We start from the raw sequence: 15,741 nt of genomic DNA on the forward strand, positions 1-15,741 counted from the left end.
TCTTGGCCCGCACGGAAAGGTCGGTTGCCGACGGCAGCTCGACGACGGCGTGTCATCGGTCGCGCGTCAGCAGGCGATCCGATACGGCACGAACGATTCGGCGTACTCCCAGGACAGCGACGAGCCGGCCGCGGCGTCCATCAACTGGATCTGCCGAATCGACCGGGGTCCCGCCGTCCGCATCTGAGTTCCGTACGCACGCAACGCCTCTTCCTTCGCGTGCCAGTAATTCGACGTGTCGACATGCAGCCACCACGGCTCGTTGTGCGAAGACCAGCGTTCCTCCGCACCGCGATAACCGAGCACCAGGTGCGAGGTCGGCTTGAGCCCCGGTGGTTGCGCGCGGGCCGCCGCGAACGCCGCGGCGTGCACCGCCTGATGATCCTGATGAAATCCGCTGGCCGAGGGGATGAACAGCGCCTGCGGCCGCACCGCCGCCAGCGATGCGACCTCATGGCGTTCGATGAGATCGACCAGCGCCCGGCGGCGGTTGCTGATGTCGAGTTCCCCGGTCTCGTCCACCCAGGCAATGGCGGACGAGGTGACACCCAATGCGGCGCAGGCCTTTTCGAATTCCTGAGTGCGGGTCGCCGGATCGCTGCGGCCGCCCCACATCGGTGCGCTGCGCACGGTGACGCACAGCACGTGCACTTCGATCCGATCGGCGGCCAGGCGGGCGATCGTGCCACCCGGTCCGATGGTTTCGTCATCGGGATGGGGCGCGATGACCAGCGCGCGGTCACCGGGCACCAGACCCAAAATCGAATGATTCGACTCCAGCACCGCATGCCCCTTAATAATCCAGGCCGCCGCAATATTATTTGCGCAGTCACACGAGATTCGTTGACATCTCGAAGGATGCTCGTTTCGACCGATCCATACAACCCTTAACCACCCCTACGCCCCGGCACCGCACGCCGATCGTCCCCTAATTCCGCACCAGTGCGACAATTCGGGATTGCGCGGCGACACTTCCGCTGCAACCCTTGACCATAGCGATTCGACTGCCTTAATTCGGTATGCCCGGGTCGTGAAATTGCCCCGCCGAGCCGATGGCCGACGACTCCGATATACGACATCGACCTGCGCAGTAATTGGATCAACTGGAGGATCAGATATGCGGATCGGCCTGGTTTCCGCCGCGAATGCCGGACTGAAGAATACCGGAATGCTTTCGGTCGACCTGGCTTTCTGGGCATTGAGCCGACGCATCGGCACCGATGCCGATATCACGTGGTACACGATTCAACCGCCGGATGTCGAGCCGATCAGGCCGTATGTCCACGGCACCGAGCTGCCGTTCCGGTTCCGGTCGCTGCTCGGCGCCTACGCCGAATTGGCCGACCACGACGCCGTGGTGTTCTGGGGAGATTTCCTGCATGCCCGGCACTACCTGGAGCAGGACGCGGTGTACTGGCTGACCAGACAACAGCTGGTCAACAACCGGGACGAGGCACGCAGCCTGCTCGATCCGGCGCTACTGCTGTCCACCGCCCCGGACGAGGTGATCGCCAAGACCATCGCCTACGGCGGCACCGTGCTGCACAACACCCAGCACGACTATGCGGACGACGATTATCGCAGCGCATTCTTCCGGCTGGTTTCCCGGTGCCGGATGATCTGGATGCGGGACGCGATATCGGCCGCGACCGTGACCCATATCCGACAGGATTACGCAAAAAGCCATTTCGGCACCGATGCCGCGCTGCTGTTGCGCCTCGAAGATCTGGATTTCCTGCCCCGATCGGGCTGGGCCGACGAATCGGATTCCGGCGCCACGATCGGCGTATTCGTCGGCTCCAGGACGGATACCCCGAATTGGCTGCCGGAGCTGTGGCAGGCATTGTCGGATCGGCTCGGCGCGCGCCCGGAATGGTTTCCCTGGTTCGACGCCGATTTGCCGCCCGAGGCCGCCGAGCTGCCCCGGCGATCCGGCGATTACCGCCTCGGCGATCTTTTCACTCGACTCTCCCGCTACCGTTTGGTGATTACCGACACCTACCACCTGTGCATCAACGCATGGCGATCGGGAGTGCCCGCGGTATGTATCGGCGCGCCGGAACCCGGCCCCGCGCCATATGGTTTTCTCTCGGTGAGCAATCTCAAGAAACACGTCTTCTACCTCGCCTACAACGCGACGGATTTCTATCTCTCCACCCTCGACGAGGGCGCGCAGACCCGGCGCGACCGCGTCGAACGGATCGCCACCCTGATCGAGAACGGGGGCGCCGCCGCGATCACGGCACGCATGGCGCAGCACGCCGCCGAGGCGGAGAAACAACTCGTGGACACGTTGCACTCGCTGCGATGAACGTCCCTGGCCGCCGGTTGTCCGACAGCGCGGTCGGCACCGGCGGCCATGCGGCAGCGTGGCCGCAGGGATAGGCCGGGGGCGGTGAATCACCGCCCCCGGCCTACTCTTTCGTGAATTACTCAGGAGGGCGCCTGCGGGAACTCCCCCGCGAGTTCCTCCGGCGCGAACAGCGCGTCGCTCATCCGCACCGGCACGCTCAACACCACGGTCGCGCCACGCTCGCACAGCGCCCAGGCGCGAGAGACGCAGTCGCCCAACGACTTTTTGTCGTCGACGACGATATGCGGCACCCCCGGTATCGGCTCGCCCTCCGGGCGCACCGTATCGGGATCGACGAAGCCGTGCCGGTCCGACACGCCTTCGTGCTTACCCAATTGCGCTTGTAGCCAACCGTATCCGCCGTTGCGCAACACCACGTACAGCACCCCGCCGACCTTCTTGGCCGTCGGCAGGTCGGCGTCGAACATCGCGAAGGCACCGTCGCCGACGAACGCGACGACGGGCCGGTCGGGCGCCGCCCGGCGCACGCCCACCGCCGCCGCGGCGCCGCAGCCGAGGCTCGTCTGTTCGGACGGCACGATCGAACCGCCGTCGCCGACGCACCGCCAGGCCGGGAAAACGTAGGACCACATATCCTGTAATCCGTTTTCCTGCACCAGGATTCGATTTCCGGGCAGGGTCTTGTCCAGCTCGTCCAGCACCTCGGCGATGTACAACTCCGGCTGCGCGCGCAGCTTCTCCAGCACCGCCGCGTGCTCGTCGTGCAACGCGGCATTCAGCCCACGGACCGTGGCCGACCAGCCGGGGACGGCGGGCAACCGCTCCAGCCAGTCGGCGAGCACCGAACAGCCGTCGCCGAGCACCATCGGGCCGGCGAAATCCGTATTGAACTCGCCCGCCTCGACATTGATCTGGACCACCTCGCCCTCGGTCCGCAGGCGGTCCGGCCAGCCGAAGGTCGCCGTCTCCTCGAGCCGACTGCCCACGGCGACAACGCAATCGGTGTCCTGCCACAGCGCGTTCACCGCACCGGGACTGTACAGCCCGGCCAAACCCAGAAAGGACGGCAGGGATTCGTCCACCGCACCGCGGCCGCTGGCCGTGCACACCACCGCCGCCCCGATATGTTCGGCGAACCGGGCGAGCAGCTCGCCCGCACCGCGCGTCCGCATACCGCCGCCGACAAGCAGCACGGGCCGTTTCGCGGCACGAACGGCCGCCAGCGCCGCGCCCTGCTCCCCCATCTCGGTGGCCGTCGGCCGCTGCACCGGATACCACCGGCCGCCGAGCGGAACGTCCTCCTCGCGCAGCTGATCGGGCAGCTCGAGGTACACCGGCCCCGGCGCACCGTGCGTGGCGACCATGATCGCCCGACGCAGCATCGGCCCGACGCGGTCCGGATGATCAACCCGCTCAGTCCATTTCGCCACCGACCTGGCCAGCGGCAGCTGATCGAACTCCTGGAACGCGCCGGAGCCTCGGGCCGCAGGCGCCGTACCCGCGCACAGCACCAGCACCGGCGCGGCCGAATAGCGCGCCTCCAGCATGCCGGTCACCGTATTCGTGACCGCGGGCCCCTTGCCGACCACGACGACCCCAAGCGCACCGGACTGCATGGCGTAGCCGGTGGCCATGAATACGGCATTGCGCTGATCCCGGCACACCGTGAAATCCAGTCCCAGCGCATCGGCCACCACCAGGGCGTTCAGATCGTCACCGGGCAGCCCGAAGACCTCCCGGACTCCGGCCTCGCGCAATCCGGTCAGTGCGGCGAGCCAACAGCCCCGCACCCCATCGGCCGAAATCTCTTCGGCGGTCATGAGGCGAGACCTCCCGCCCGGTCGGCCTCGCCCAGGTATTCCGCGATGATCCTGCTGAGCAGCAGCGGCCGCGCGTGCCGCTTCTTCTTGAATGCCACGTAATTCGCTCTGATGCCGCGCCCACCGAACGGCTCGTTACCGTTTTCGATATCGAGGATCGTCTCGTTGATGCTGACGGCGTGTTTCTGCCCGAGCAATTCCACCGTCTCCGGCATGTTGCCGTATACCGTGGCGGCCATCGCCCGCTCCTCGTAATACGGGTGGCGCAGCATGGTGTGCAGCCAGTCCACCGAGCTGAACGGGACGATATTGAAGATCGGCGCGAACAATTCGGCGGGTTTGATCTGCGTATCCGCCGGGCGGATCAGCACGGTGGGCCGCAAATGCCCCTCGGCCAGTTCCACCGAGCCACCGGCGGCCACGTACTGCCGGTGCTTGCGGAGATATTCCAGGGCGCCGTCGAATGCGTCCATGTAGAACATCGGACCGTAATCGGCCATCGGATCGTCGAAACCGCCGTAGCGGAGCGCGTCGACCCGGCGGCACAGCAGATTGCAGAAGTGCGCGCTGATCGAGGTGTGCACGAAGGCCACGTCCGGACCGAAGCAATCCTGCCCGGAGTTCAGCATCCGCGCCCGCAGCAGGCCGTCCACCGCGTCCGAGACCTGCGCGTCCGCGCCGACCACGAATGGATTCACGCCCTGTCCGAAATAAATGAAGAGCTGATCCGGACGCAGGCTCGACAGAATCTGCTGCGCGTTGTCATACGCCCCGGTGAATACGACGGCGGCCGACTTCGCGCCCTCACCCTCCAGGAACGCGTTCTGCTCGCTCTCGTCCAGCACGATCGGCAGACCGTGCACGCCACCGAGCAGATCGTGCAATTTCCGGGTGACATCCGCGATGCGCCGCGACGGCCGGAAGACCACCCGTCGCGTGTACAGGCTGGGAATCAGCAGGTACAGGACATAACTGTAGAGCGGGATATTCGACGGCATCAGAACCGCCAGCTGATCGATCTCCGGCGGCGCCGACCGCGCGACCTCCGATACCGCGCCGTTGAGCGCATTGATCGAGGTGTCGATTTCGTCCCGCGCGGTCTTGCGATTGCACACCTTGGTGAGCAGCTCCATGACCTCGCCACTGCGTTCGCGCAGTAATTTCACGACATCGGTCAGCGCCGCGGCCCGATCGGTGAACGGAATATTGGCCAGATCCCCCGTCGCGGTCATCAGCGAAAGGGGCGAGAGCGACGATTTCGCGTCGTGCAGTGCGGTGGCCGCGCAGGCCGCCTCGGTCAACGCCTTCCGATCGGTTTTCCCGATATTGTTCAGCGGGAATTCGCGCAGCACGATGACCTTGTTCGGCCGCTCGTGCTCGGCCAGCAGCGGGCGAATGAGCTGGCGCCAGTGGGCGACCGGCCGCTCCTGGGCGTCCTCGACGAAGAAGACCAGTTGGGTGCCGCGCTCCGCACTGTCCACCGGAATCACCCGCACCGGGGCGCCGCACGCACTTGCCTTCTCCGCCAACGCATCCGGATACAGCGTGTGCCCGAATCGGTGTACCGCGTTCTTCCGGCCCAGCACCCGCAGGTTGCCCTGCGCGTCCAGGAAGCCGACATCGTCGGTGTGGAAGCGGTGCCGCTTCACCGGCCGCACCCGGCCGCCCGGCTCCAGCACCCCGACCATGGTGTCCGGGCTGTGCACCACGATCTCGCCGACCACACCGGCCGGCACGGGGGCCCCGACATTCCCGATGACCTCCACGCGCACACCGTCCACCGGCTGGCCGCTGTACACCGGATTGTCCAGGTTGGCGAGCGCGATATTCCCGACCTCGCTGCTGCCGTAACCGTCCAGGAGCGGCTTACCGGTCCGGTCCAGGAAGGTCGTCGCCAGCTCGGTGCTCAGCGGCTCGCCGCCGACACACCACATGCGCACCGAATCCAGCTGCGGCACAAGCTCTTTCCGCTTCTCCATAATGCGCAGCATGGTGAGGTAACTGGCCGGCACCGCATCCACCACCGTCACGCGGCGCTCGATGATGCTGTGCAGTGCGGCGTTGATGCTGCTGCTGTTGTATGCCAGCAGGGTGCTGCCGGAACGCCACCACAGCAGCAGCAGCGAAAACCCGTACTGGTGGGTGAACGGCAGCAGCGGCAACAGCACATCCGATTCCCGGTAGCCCATCCTGGCCAGCGTGCGGTCGACATTGCGCAACACCGAAGCGGCGCTGCGCACAATGCCTTTCGGCCGTCCCGTACTGCCCGACGACCAGATGACGAGCCCGTCGCCGCGGCGCGCCCACTCGACCAGCCCGAGCGGCTCGACCGGGACGTCGTCACAGGACCCACCGGCCCGGGCCTGCGCGACCGCGTCCGCGATGGACAGCCACCGGATCCGCAGCCGATCGTATTCCGCGTCGAGATGGTCGTGATCGGACACGAACCATGTCGCGCCCGAATCGGATAGCAGTTCGACCGAGACATCGGGCAGCAGCCTGCGATCCAGCAGGCACACCGACACGCCGAGTTCCAGCAGTGCGAACAGGGACAATACGAACTCGGCGGAGTTCTCGCCGCTCAGTACCACCCGGTCTTCCGAATGCATACCGTGCTCGCGATACACCGCACCGAGGTCGCGACATAACTTGGTGAATTGACTCGTGGAAAGTTGTTCGCCACGTTCGTTCAGGAGCATACTCGCCTCTGCCCAATCTCTCGGTTCGTACGCGAGACTCGTGTTTTCAGCACATCGCCGACGGCTGTCGCGGGTCGGCGCAGCTGGAATCGATATTCGTCAGCCCTGAGTTCACGAACGCGTCCCTCGCACAACGCGTGCCTTTTACCGACCGGTAACGGCGGCACCCAGTAATCCGACCAGCCCAATCGTGGCCCCGACCACCCCCGAAACGACACCCCTAACGACCCCGGTGCCCGCCGTCGGGCCAACAGATTCGCCGACGGTCGACCGGCGCCGGTCGCGCCGAGCCGGGCTATTTCTGATTCAAATTCTTGGCGTTCTGAATGGCCTGAACGCGGTCCCGGCTTCCGGTCTTCGCGAAAATTCTGTTTATGTGGCTCTTGACGGTGGCCGCGCTGATGTACAACTGCTGCGCGATCTCCCGGTTGTTGTATCCGGCCGCCATCAGGTCCAAAACCTCTTTTTCCCGCCCGGTCAGCGGATCGTCCGGGCTCTGCTGCGGCCGCTTCGGTCGCACGGGCTGGTTCCGGTTCGTCGCCGCGGCCAGCAGGGTGTCCTGCACCGCCGGATCGAGGATCGCCTGCTCGGCCGCCGCCGCGTGCACCGCACGGCCGATCTGGTGCCGGTCGGCGGATTTCGTCAGGTAGCCGAGCGCACCCGCCTGCAGCGCCCGGATCACCAGATCGTCGTCGGAGTAGGTGGTCAGCACGACCACCTTCGTCTCCGGATGGGCCTGCCGAATGGCGGTGGTCGCCTCGATCCCGTCGCACCGGGGCATGTACAGATCCATGAGAACCACGTCGGGACGCAGACTTTCGACGAGTTCGATGGCCTCGTGTCCGTCGGCGGCCTCACCGACGACCTCGATACCGGGCACGAGATCGACCAGCAGCGCGAGCCCCTCCCGGACCACGGCCTGATCGTCGACAACTATCAACCGGATCGGTCGCTCGGATGTCACAGAACAATAATTCCCGAAATCACGATCTCGTGCACAGACCCCCCAACCCGGTCACCATATGCGCCGCCGATGGCCCGTGCGTCTATTCGGCGCGCGGGCCACTGCGCTGACGATCGACCATAGCGGGCCGCAGCCGTTCGATCGGTAATGCGCACCCGGTTCATGCCGGGGGCACGATGGTCGCGGGCCGCAGATACATCGGCAGGTCCTGTCTGCCGCGCACGCGCAGCTTCCGGTAGACCCGCGTGAGGTGCTGCTCGACCGTGCTGACGGTGACGTAGAGGCGGCCGGCGATCTCGCGGTTGGGGTAGCCGAGCGCGGCGAGCATCGCCACCCGGCGCTCGGCCTCGCTCAAACCGTCGATACCCGACGGGGTTTCGACGGTTTCGGACATCGACGAATCGCTCTCGGTCAGCTCTCGGGAGAACAGCCTGCTGATGCCGGCGGCATGGCTGGCCTGCGCGATATGCCAAGCGCGCCGGGCCAATTCGCGAGCGCGGCCGGGTTCGCCGAGCGCGTAGTGGGTGCGGCTGAGATCGTGCAGAGCCACCGCCAATTCCAACCGCGCCCCGTTCGCCTGCAACAGGTTGATCGCCTCACCGAGCAGCTGACGACGTCCGGGCAGCTCGGTGATCGCCGCCCGTAACCGCAAGACACGCCCACGCACCACCGCGTGTTCATCCCCGGCCATCGCGAGTTGCTCGTCCAGCAGTTCACCCGCCCGCTCCTGCTGGCCCATCCGCAGATAGGCGTCTGCCGCGCCCACCCGCCACGGCGCAACGGACGGGATATCGCAATCGCTCTTCCTGGCCAGTTCGCCGCAGGCGAGGAAATCGCCGAGCGCGGAGTGCGGCTGATCGTTCTCGAGAAAGAAGCAGCCGCGTGCGTAGAGGTAGTGGATCCCGAACCTGGTCTGCAGCAAGAGTTTCGGCACCGGCTGTCGCATCAGTTCGGCCGCCCGGTCGAGCTTCCCCATGGCGATACTGGCCAAGCACAGCGCCGCCAACGGCACACCGATGACGACACCCCAGCCGTGCGGCGACATCAGTGACAGCGCCGATTGCGCGTAGTGCTCCGCCTCGAGCAGATCGTCACGGCGAATCGCGATCTCCGCGCGTGCCGCCGCCAGCAATGCCTCCCAACTGGGCGCCTGGCGTTTGCGCACCTGGTGCAGCAGCCGCTCGCACCACTGCTCGGCCTTATCCAGTTTTCCCAGATAAATCAGCGCGAACAGGGCGCTCCGCACCGACTCCAGCAATGGATCGTTGTGCTGGTGGCTCTGCAGAATATGCTCGGCGCGGGCGAGCGCGTCGTCGTCCGCACTAGTGGCGACGATCCGGCCGAGCGCGGACGCCACCGGATAATCCGAGGTTTCCAGCGCCCCGACCGGCAATCGGTGGAAATATGCCCGCACCTCATCCGGCAATCGATTCAGCAACAGCGGATACGAGCATTGAATGCTGAACAAGGTAACCGTCAATTCGGTCGACGAACGCGAATCGGCGGCCTCGCTCCGCGCGATGATCGCGGGCAGAATTTCGACGGCGTCCTCACCGCGACCGTGCCAGAGCAAATAGCGCACGAGTACGGCGGCGTCGGCCACCCGCAGATGGCCGTGCTGGAAAAGTTCGAGCAATTCGTCCATATGCCGTCCGGCCGCGGCCGGGTCGACCCGCCACACCAGACCCGTGAGATCGGATTTCAGCAGCGCGACCATTGCCTGGTCATCGCATTCACGGCAGGCGAGTTCCAGGGCCTGCACCCCGAACGACACCCGATCCTCGATAACCGCCTGTTGCGCGGCGGCACGCAGCACCGGAATTCCCCAGTTGGTCTCGACGGCGTCCGCCGCGATCAGATGCGCGGCCACCTCGGTCACCGCCGCACCCTCCAGGTACAACGCGCGGGCGGCCGCGCCGTGCCACTCCCGGCGCTCCGCGGCCGCCATATCGGCGAGCACCGCGGCGGCCGTGGCCGGGTGGCAGGACGCGCGATCACCGATCAGGCCCGTCTCGCGCAGCGACACCAGCGCCTGACGCACGTCCATCGACGCCGCCCCGAGCAGTCGCTCGAGCGTGTCGGTGGCGGCCCGGGGCCCGAGTACCGCCAGCGCACGCATCGCGTTCTGCTCCGGCGCGCCCATCCGGCGCAGGCAGTTGGTCACCGCGCTCGCGAAGTAGTCACCGGGCTCCAGCGCCTGGTCCTCGGCGTTGCCGGACAGTCGATGATCCTCGAGCAGCGCCTTGACCAGCAGCGGATTTCCGCCACTTATGTCGAAGCACCGTTCGCCGATGGCCAGGGCCCACCGCGCCGACGTCTCCTCGGTGACGAGCTCGACGACCTCGGCCCGGCTGAAGGTGCCGACCTTCACCCGCACGGTATTCACCTGCCGCAGCAATTCCACGCAGAAGCTCGCATGCCGGATATTCACCTCGGGCGAACCCGCCGCGATGACCATGACCGGAGCCTCGCTCGCCTCGCGGAGCAGCACGGACAGCCACTCCAGCGACTCGGCGTCGGCATCCTGCAGGTCGTCGATCGCGATGAGCAGCGGCGTCGTCCCGCAGCACGACACGACTATGTGGGCCAACTCCGCCATGGCCTGTACGCCGAGACCCCCTGCCCGAATGCCATCGGCAAGCAATCGGCCTGCCCTGGCCCGAAATTCCCCGGCCAACCCGGGATTACGAATCAATTGACCGAGTACGCCGTAAGCCGAATCACGTTCCGCTTCGGCGCCGAATGCCTTGAGCACCACCGCACCCGATTCGGCCGCGTGCGTCATGACGTGCTGCATAATCGTCGATTTACCATTCGCCACCGGTCCGGTGATCAGAATCGCCGACAGCCGACCGGATACCAAAACTGCTTCGTTGAAAATTTTACAAATATGCTCGGCTTCACTACGCACGACGAGATTTCTTCCATAAGGCTTCCCGATTGCGGAAGTTACTGCCCCCACTAGCCGCTCCCAAACTGCTCTAACGCTTCAGCAAGCGATTCCACGTGGAATGAGTTGGATAGCACGCTACCAATACCCATTGGCAAAGCCAAGCCCGGGTCTTCGGGGTGAATCCGGCCGTATACGCCGACTCGCCGGGACCGGTGACACAAAGTCGCCTTCGGCACTGTTGTGGAAATAATCGGCAGATTTTGTGCGTTATGCGAGATCTGCGACCGCCGATTCGGAAAATTGTAGACAAATTGACTGGAATCTTTGGTCGCGCGGATACCTTGATTACTTCGCCCCAGAAAATATGGTCTCGAATAATACCCGCTCGCCGTGCCCGGCCGCGCGCGGATCGGCGAACTCGCACTCGAGCACGCCCGGCCGACCGACCGAACATCGCGCAGAGATCCGATGAGGGTCGGTGGTGACGGGTGGGCCTAGATCGTGGCGTCGGATTGCGCTCGGCTCTCGAGCAAATCGGCCAGACGCTGCAGATCACGAGAGCGCTGCCGAGCAAGTTCGGCAAGGCTGGGAACGCAGTGGCTCGGAACGTTCCGAACGACGGCGTCGGAATCGACCTGGTCGCCGAAGGGCGATTCCAACCAGCGCAGCAGCTGCCGACCGGTCTCGGTGAACCGCAATGACGGGTCTTTGCGCAACTGCCGCAGTACCCGGTGAACGTCGGGGACCTGGGTCGGGTCGTCGACAGGTTTTGATGTGCCCCCAGGTTTAGGGGGAGAATCGGTGGGGCACATACGGGAGGGCACCGGTTCCTCCCCGCAACGCAGTCGTTTACGTACATCTTTCGCCGTGGTCACCGAGATTCCGGCGGCCGCGGCCACCGATCGCGCCGACGCATTCGGGTCGGCGGCGAAAAGTTCGGCGGCCCGCCGCCGCCCCTCCGGTCCGATGGAGCGATGCAGCACCCCATTACGCGCGATCCGCCCGGTCGACTGTGGAGATTCCACAGTCGACCGCCGCCGGATCGCGGAAACGGTCTTCGGCGAGACGCCGACGGTCGCCGCGACCGCCCGGTCCGACCATTCGGGAAACGAGGAAAGGATACGTAATGCCGCAGCCTTTCGATCCGCCAACGACAGTGGCAGACCGTGCGTCGCATTCAGCTTCACCGCCAGGATGAACGCCTCATTGGCGCTGCCGTCGAAGAATACTGCCGCGATGGTGGAATCCCCGCGCAGCTGAGCCGCACGCAGCCGATGCAGGCCGTCGATGATCTGCATCGTCTGCCGGTGGACGACGATCGGAGGTAATGCGGTCGCCGATTCGGCGAGCACGCGCACATGATCGGCGTCCGCACCCGCCGTTCGGGGCGATGAATCCGATGGAAACAGCTCGGAGATCGCGACGTCCACGATATTCGAACACGACGGCAGTTCATGGATCGGGCCGGCCGCGGAAAAGGTGCTTTCGACATCGAAAACTTCTCTCGGCGTGCGCCGGACCGCCGCACCGATGAACATGATGTCCCCCTTGGGCAATAATTTTGCAGAAACGTCTACGATTCGATGACTTTCGGTTGGAGCTCGAAGCGGTCGGATGGACAGGCGGGGCAGACAACAATTAACGAGAACGGTCGCTGCGCTGTCATCGTATTGCGGACCGGACGCCGACGAACGGTGACCGGCGTGCCATCTGGGGAACCCGCTGCTCACAGGGTCGAGACTCCTGCCCGGACCGGCGCTCGACCTTTGCTACCGGTGCCCGGACCGGGCACGATTCGGGCGAATCGGCCACCCGGACGACAGGTTTCACGCCACCGTTCGGCGTCGACCGGACTATTTCAGGAAAATTCGCTGCCGTGTCAGAATACATTCATGGGATCACCCAATTCCAATAAAACCTTTTCACCGATCCGTCGGCGCACGGCAACATTGGCATTGGCCGCCTCGGCGACGGCGTTCATCGCGAACGCCTCGAATACCGGTTCCGCCGCGAGTATCTGCGAATTGGACGAGGCTACGAATACCGCCCTCGAACGGCTGAACAACTACCGGCCGACCCCGACCGAGCTGCAATTTCATGAACTGCTCATGGCCCGCGTGATCCGAATGGCGGCGAACAACCCGAGGCGTCCGTTCTGCGCGACCATCGTGGACCGCGATGGGCGGCTCATGGCCGAAGGAATCAACAACAGCGCGGCCCACCCGGGCAAGCACGCCGAGATCGTGGCCATCAACGCATATATCGAGCGACACGGAAATAACGACTGGTCGAATACCACCATGTATACGACGGGCGAACCCTGCGCCATGTGCCTCGGCACGATCGCCTGGGCTCGGATTCCGCGAGTGATCTGGGCCAGTTCCGTCGAAACGATCCGGCAGTCGGGCATCGGCCAGATCTCCATCGGGGCAATCGAACTCGCGGCCCGGGCACACGAGATCTACCAGCCTGAATATCTGCTGGGCGGCGTCTGCGCCGACGTGATGGATCTCCTTTTCCGGACCCGCCCCCGCTAGATCGCGCCGTTCACCACGGCACAGTGCGGGACGCGTCGCCGAACGCGTCCCGCACTTGGCGAGCCTCCGCTATTTCGCCGGGAAAGGCGCGTTGATGGTGCTGAAGTACTGAATCGCGGCCCCGATCGCGATCGGTGCGGCGATGACGAACTGGGCGGCCAGCGTGCCGAGCGGCGCGGCGACGCTCGCGCCGGCCACACAGCCGACGACGGCGGCGGGCAGGAACGGGCCGAGCAGGCCGACGATGGTGCCGAACGCCGCGAGCGCGCCGACCGAACCGCCGAGCAGGCAACCGATCGCGCCGCCGCCGACGGCGCCGACCACGGCGGCGATGCTGATACCGAGGCTGACGGTGCTGGCCATCCGGCTCCAGGCATCCTTCTCCCGCTCGTACGGCGTCTTCCAGGTGGCCGAATCGTCGAACGGCAGGGCGACAGGGTGGTAAACCGCGCGCGACATGTCGAACGCCGGAGTGAGGGTGGCCCGGTTGCCGGAAATGGCCGCATCGATGGGGAATTCGAAATCGTCGAGCCGGAATTTCAGCGGCGTGCCCGCGAGCACGGTGCCGTCGGCGGACTTCACCTTGAAGACCCCATCCTCGGAAACCAGCTGGCCGGAATCGGTTTCGATGACGCCGACACCGTTGTCGGTATGCACGGAGACGCCGACCGGAGGGATGGCGTCCGCGGAGCTCGTGCCGGCGAAAATACCCACTGCGGCGGTAAAAATCGTGGTGGCCAGGGCGAGCTTCGTGAGCTTCATATTTCTGAATCCTTCCAGGGGCATGGCGGGACAATGCCATGGCTTATCGGCGCGGGACAGCCGGCGGCACCGGGCCGCCGCCTACGCGGGTGATATCGGTGAACCAGTGGAGTCCAGGAGGCGCGCTCCAACGTGCGTTACGGATTTGTGCACGCGGAGATTCCGCCGTACGCGACCTACAGATGCCGCACAGCCATACCACACCCCGACCATCACGAAAATCCTTACACCCCAACGACTACACGTCGGCCGAAGCCGAAGTCAACGAATACGGCCGACCCCCTATCGACCCGATAACCGACCCCTAGCAAATTGATAAAACAATTGTTCGCAATTCCGAACCTCACGCTCCCGTAGCACCTACGATCAGGCGTATGTGATCTTCGGCAACCTCGAAGCAAAACTTGCGCGCGGTTGGCCGACCGCATATGGCCTCGTCGAACCGAGCCGTCTCCTACTTTCGACGGACCCGAGGCAGCCTCGATGTGTGCTTCCATGACCTGGTGAAGTACTGGTCGACATTGTCGGCAAGGACACAGGACGCGCTGATCTCGATTTTCGGTTTCACAGTCGGCCTGATGCTCTATTTCGCCGACTTGGACTCAGTATTCGATTCGCCCCAACCGCCGATGACGGTGCGGTTGGCGGTACTCGCCGTGATGTGTCTGATGACATTCTTCCGCCGCAGACAACCTGTGACGGCACTCGCGGTCGGCTTGGTACCGCTGACCGTCGATCTGGTGCTCGATCCGTCCGTACCGATCTGGTTGCTGTATTCGGACCTCATCTACGCGTCCGTACTCTACGGGCGCGGCAACCAGCCACGGTACGTGACGATCGGCTGCGCCGCGGTCGCCGCATCCGGAGTATCCGCGACGCTGGCGATCACGGGCGAGTGGTGGACGACGATGTTGATCGCCGCACTACTGGTCGCATTCATCGCCACGCCCATCTGGCGGGCGACAATAGTTTTCGCACACAAATCAATCGCCGATGCCGAACGCAAACGGGTACAGGCGATAAGGCTGGTCGCCGAATTCGATCGCCGCGCAACCATCGCCGAGGAGCGAAAGCTCATCGCACGAGACCTCCATGACGTGATCGCCGGCCATCTCTCGGCGATTGCGATCCAATCCGAGGCGGCGCTCGATGTGCTGGCTCGCCGAAGCCCGAGCTCGGCGATGACCGACCTCGTCGGCGCGATCAGGTCCGAGAGTGTGGACGCATTGCAGGAGATGCGGACGATGCTCGAGCTGCTCGGCAACGATGACGGCCCGGCCGCGCCACAGCGGCTCGCACAACTACCCCTTCTCATCGACGCGGCCACTACCGCAGGGAGCGAAGTGCGTGTGCGCTCCACACTCAACGAGGCCGAACTGCCGAGCGCGATCGACCAGGCGGCATACCGGATCGTCCACGAGGCGCTGACCAACGCGATAAAGCACGCGCCCGGACAGCCGATCGACATCGGAATGCACACGGACACAACCACTCTCACCATCGTGGTGCGCAATCCCACCGAACCGAATAGCAGTCGGTCCACCCCGCCACCCGGGCGCCGATGCGGGCTGATCGACCTGCACGAACGCGCGACCGCGCTCGGCGGTGGCATCTCGGCCGGACCGGTGTCCGGCGCCTGGGAGGTCGTCGCCCGGCTGCCGCTGACCACCTTTCGAGTCGAGGAGCGAGTCGCGGTCACGAAGGAGAACGGCGGTTCGGCCTCGAGCAGCTAGAGACGTCCCAGTTGATCGG

At 65.1% G+C, this 15,741-nt stretch carries 10 protein-coding genes; 3 read left to right on the top strand and 7 right to left on the bottom strand.

Features of this window, described 5'->3' with window-relative positions; all coding sequences use genetic code 11:
- Nucleotides 1-66: 66 nt before the first annotated feature.
- The gene (locus tag F5544_RS32315) at nt 67-783 is read right to left on the bottom strand and encodes a PIG-L deacetylase family protein (RefSeq protein ID WP_203217398.1); all 717 of its coding nucleotides are present in this window, start codon (nt 781-783) and stop codon (nt 67-69) included.
- A gap of 334 nt (nt 784-1,117) precedes the next feature.
- On the opposite strand from F5544_RS32315, the gene F5544_RS32320 reads away from it, so the two are divergent.
- Nucleotides 1,118-2,311 (top strand): polysaccharide pyruvyl transferase family protein, encoded by a 1,194-nt coding sequence (locus F5544_RS32320; protein ID WP_167476686.1) that lies wholly within the window; start codon nt 1,118-1,120, stop codon nt 2,309-2,311.
- A gap of 122 nt (nt 2,312-2,433) precedes the next feature.
- Here the strand turns inward: F5544_RS32320 and F5544_RS32325 are convergent, their stop codons facing one another.
- From F5544_RS32325 to F5544_RS32345, 5 genes are all read right to left on the bottom strand, one after another.
- Nucleotides 2,434-4,134: a thiamine pyrophosphate-binding protein gene (locus F5544_RS32325; protein ID WP_167476687.1), complete on the bottom strand. Its 1,701-nt coding sequence runs from the start codon at nt 4,132-4,134 to the stop codon at nt 2,434-2,436.
- The gene (locus F5544_RS32330; RefSeq protein WP_167476688.1) at nt 4,131-6,833 is read right to left on the bottom strand and encodes an aldehyde dehydrogenase family protein; all 2,703 of its coding nucleotides are present in this window, start codon (nt 6,831-6,833) and stop codon (nt 4,131-4,133) included. The genes F5544_RS32325 and F5544_RS32330 overlap by 4 nt, the downstream gene beginning before the upstream one ends.
- Before the next feature lie 295 nt (nt 6,834-7,128).
- Nucleotides 7,129-7,797 carry a response regulator transcription factor gene (locus tag F5544_RS32335; protein WP_167476689.1) on the bottom strand — a complete coding sequence of 223 codons (669 nt, stop codon included), beginning with the start codon at nt 7,795-7,797 and terminating at the stop codon, nt 7,129-7,131.
- Between the two features lie 160 nt (nt 7,798-7,957).
- Nucleotides 7,958-10,759 (bottom strand): helix-turn-helix transcriptional regulator, encoded by a 2,802-nt coding sequence (locus F5544_RS32340; RefSeq protein ID WP_342760392.1) that lies wholly within the window; start codon nt 10,757-10,759, stop codon nt 7,958-7,960.
- Between the two features lie 425 nt (nt 10,760-11,184).
- The gene (locus tag F5544_RS32345; protein ID WP_167476691.1) at nt 11,185-12,228 is read right to left on the bottom strand and encodes a ParB/RepB/Spo0J family partition protein; all 1,044 of its coding nucleotides are present in this window, start codon (nt 12,226-12,228) and stop codon (nt 11,185-11,187) included.
- Between the two features lie 354 nt (nt 12,229-12,582).
- Between F5544_RS32345 and F5544_RS32350 the strand changes: the two genes are divergently transcribed.
- Nucleotides 12,583-13,227, top strand: a complete 645-nt coding sequence (locus tag F5544_RS32350; protein ID WP_167476692.1) for a nucleoside deaminase — start codon at nt 12,583-12,585, stop codon at nt 13,225-13,227.
- A gap of 69 nt (nt 13,228-13,296) precedes the next feature.
- Here the strand turns inward: F5544_RS32350 and F5544_RS32355 are convergent, their stop codons facing one another.
- On the bottom strand, nt 13,297-13,989 hold the full coding sequence (locus F5544_RS32355) for a hypothetical protein (RefSeq protein WP_167476693.1): 693 nt from the start codon (nt 13,987-13,989) through the stop codon (nt 13,297-13,299).
- Nucleotides 13,990-14,492: 503 nt separating this feature from the next.
- Here F5544_RS32355 and F5544_RS32360 point away from each other — a divergent pair.
- The gene (locus F5544_RS32360; protein WP_238846772.1) at nt 14,493-15,722 is read left to right on the top strand and encodes a sensor histidine kinase; all 1,230 of its coding nucleotides are present in this window, start codon (nt 14,493-14,495) and stop codon (nt 15,720-15,722) included.
- Nucleotides 15,723-15,741: the final 19 nt, after the last annotated feature.

Origin of the sequence: Nocardia arthritidis, assembly GCF_011801145.1 — a bacterium.
Taxonomy (GTDB): domain Bacteria; phylum Actinomycetota; class Actinomycetes; order Mycobacteriales; family Mycobacteriaceae; genus Nocardia; species Nocardia arthritidis_A.

What these genes read in the sequence shown, in the direction of transcription:
- F5544_RS32320 (WP_167476686.1), top strand. Translation starts at nt 1,118, where the DNA reads ATGCGGATCGGCCTGGTTTCCGCCGCGAATGCCGGACTGAAGAATACC.
- F5544_RS32325 (WP_167476687.1), bottom strand. Translation starts at nt 4,134, where the DNA reads ATGACCGCCGAAGAGATTTCGGCCGATGGGGTGCGGGGCTGTTGGCTC.
- F5544_RS32330 (WP_167476688.1), bottom strand. Translation starts at nt 6,833, where the DNA reads ATGCTCCTGAACGAACGTGGCGAACAACTTTCCACGAGTCAATTCACC.
- F5544_RS32345 (WP_167476691.1), bottom strand. Translation starts at nt 12,228, where the DNA reads ATGTTCATCGGTGCGGCGGTCCGGCGCACGCCGAGAGAAGTTTTCGAT.
- F5544_RS32350 (WP_167476692.1), top strand. Translation starts at nt 12,583, where the DNA reads ATGGGATCACCCAATTCCAATAAAACCTTTTCACCGATCCGTCGGCGC.
- F5544_RS32355 (WP_167476693.1), bottom strand. Translation starts at nt 13,989, where the DNA reads ATGAAGCTCACGAAGCTCGCCCTGGCCACCACGATTTTTACCGCCGCA.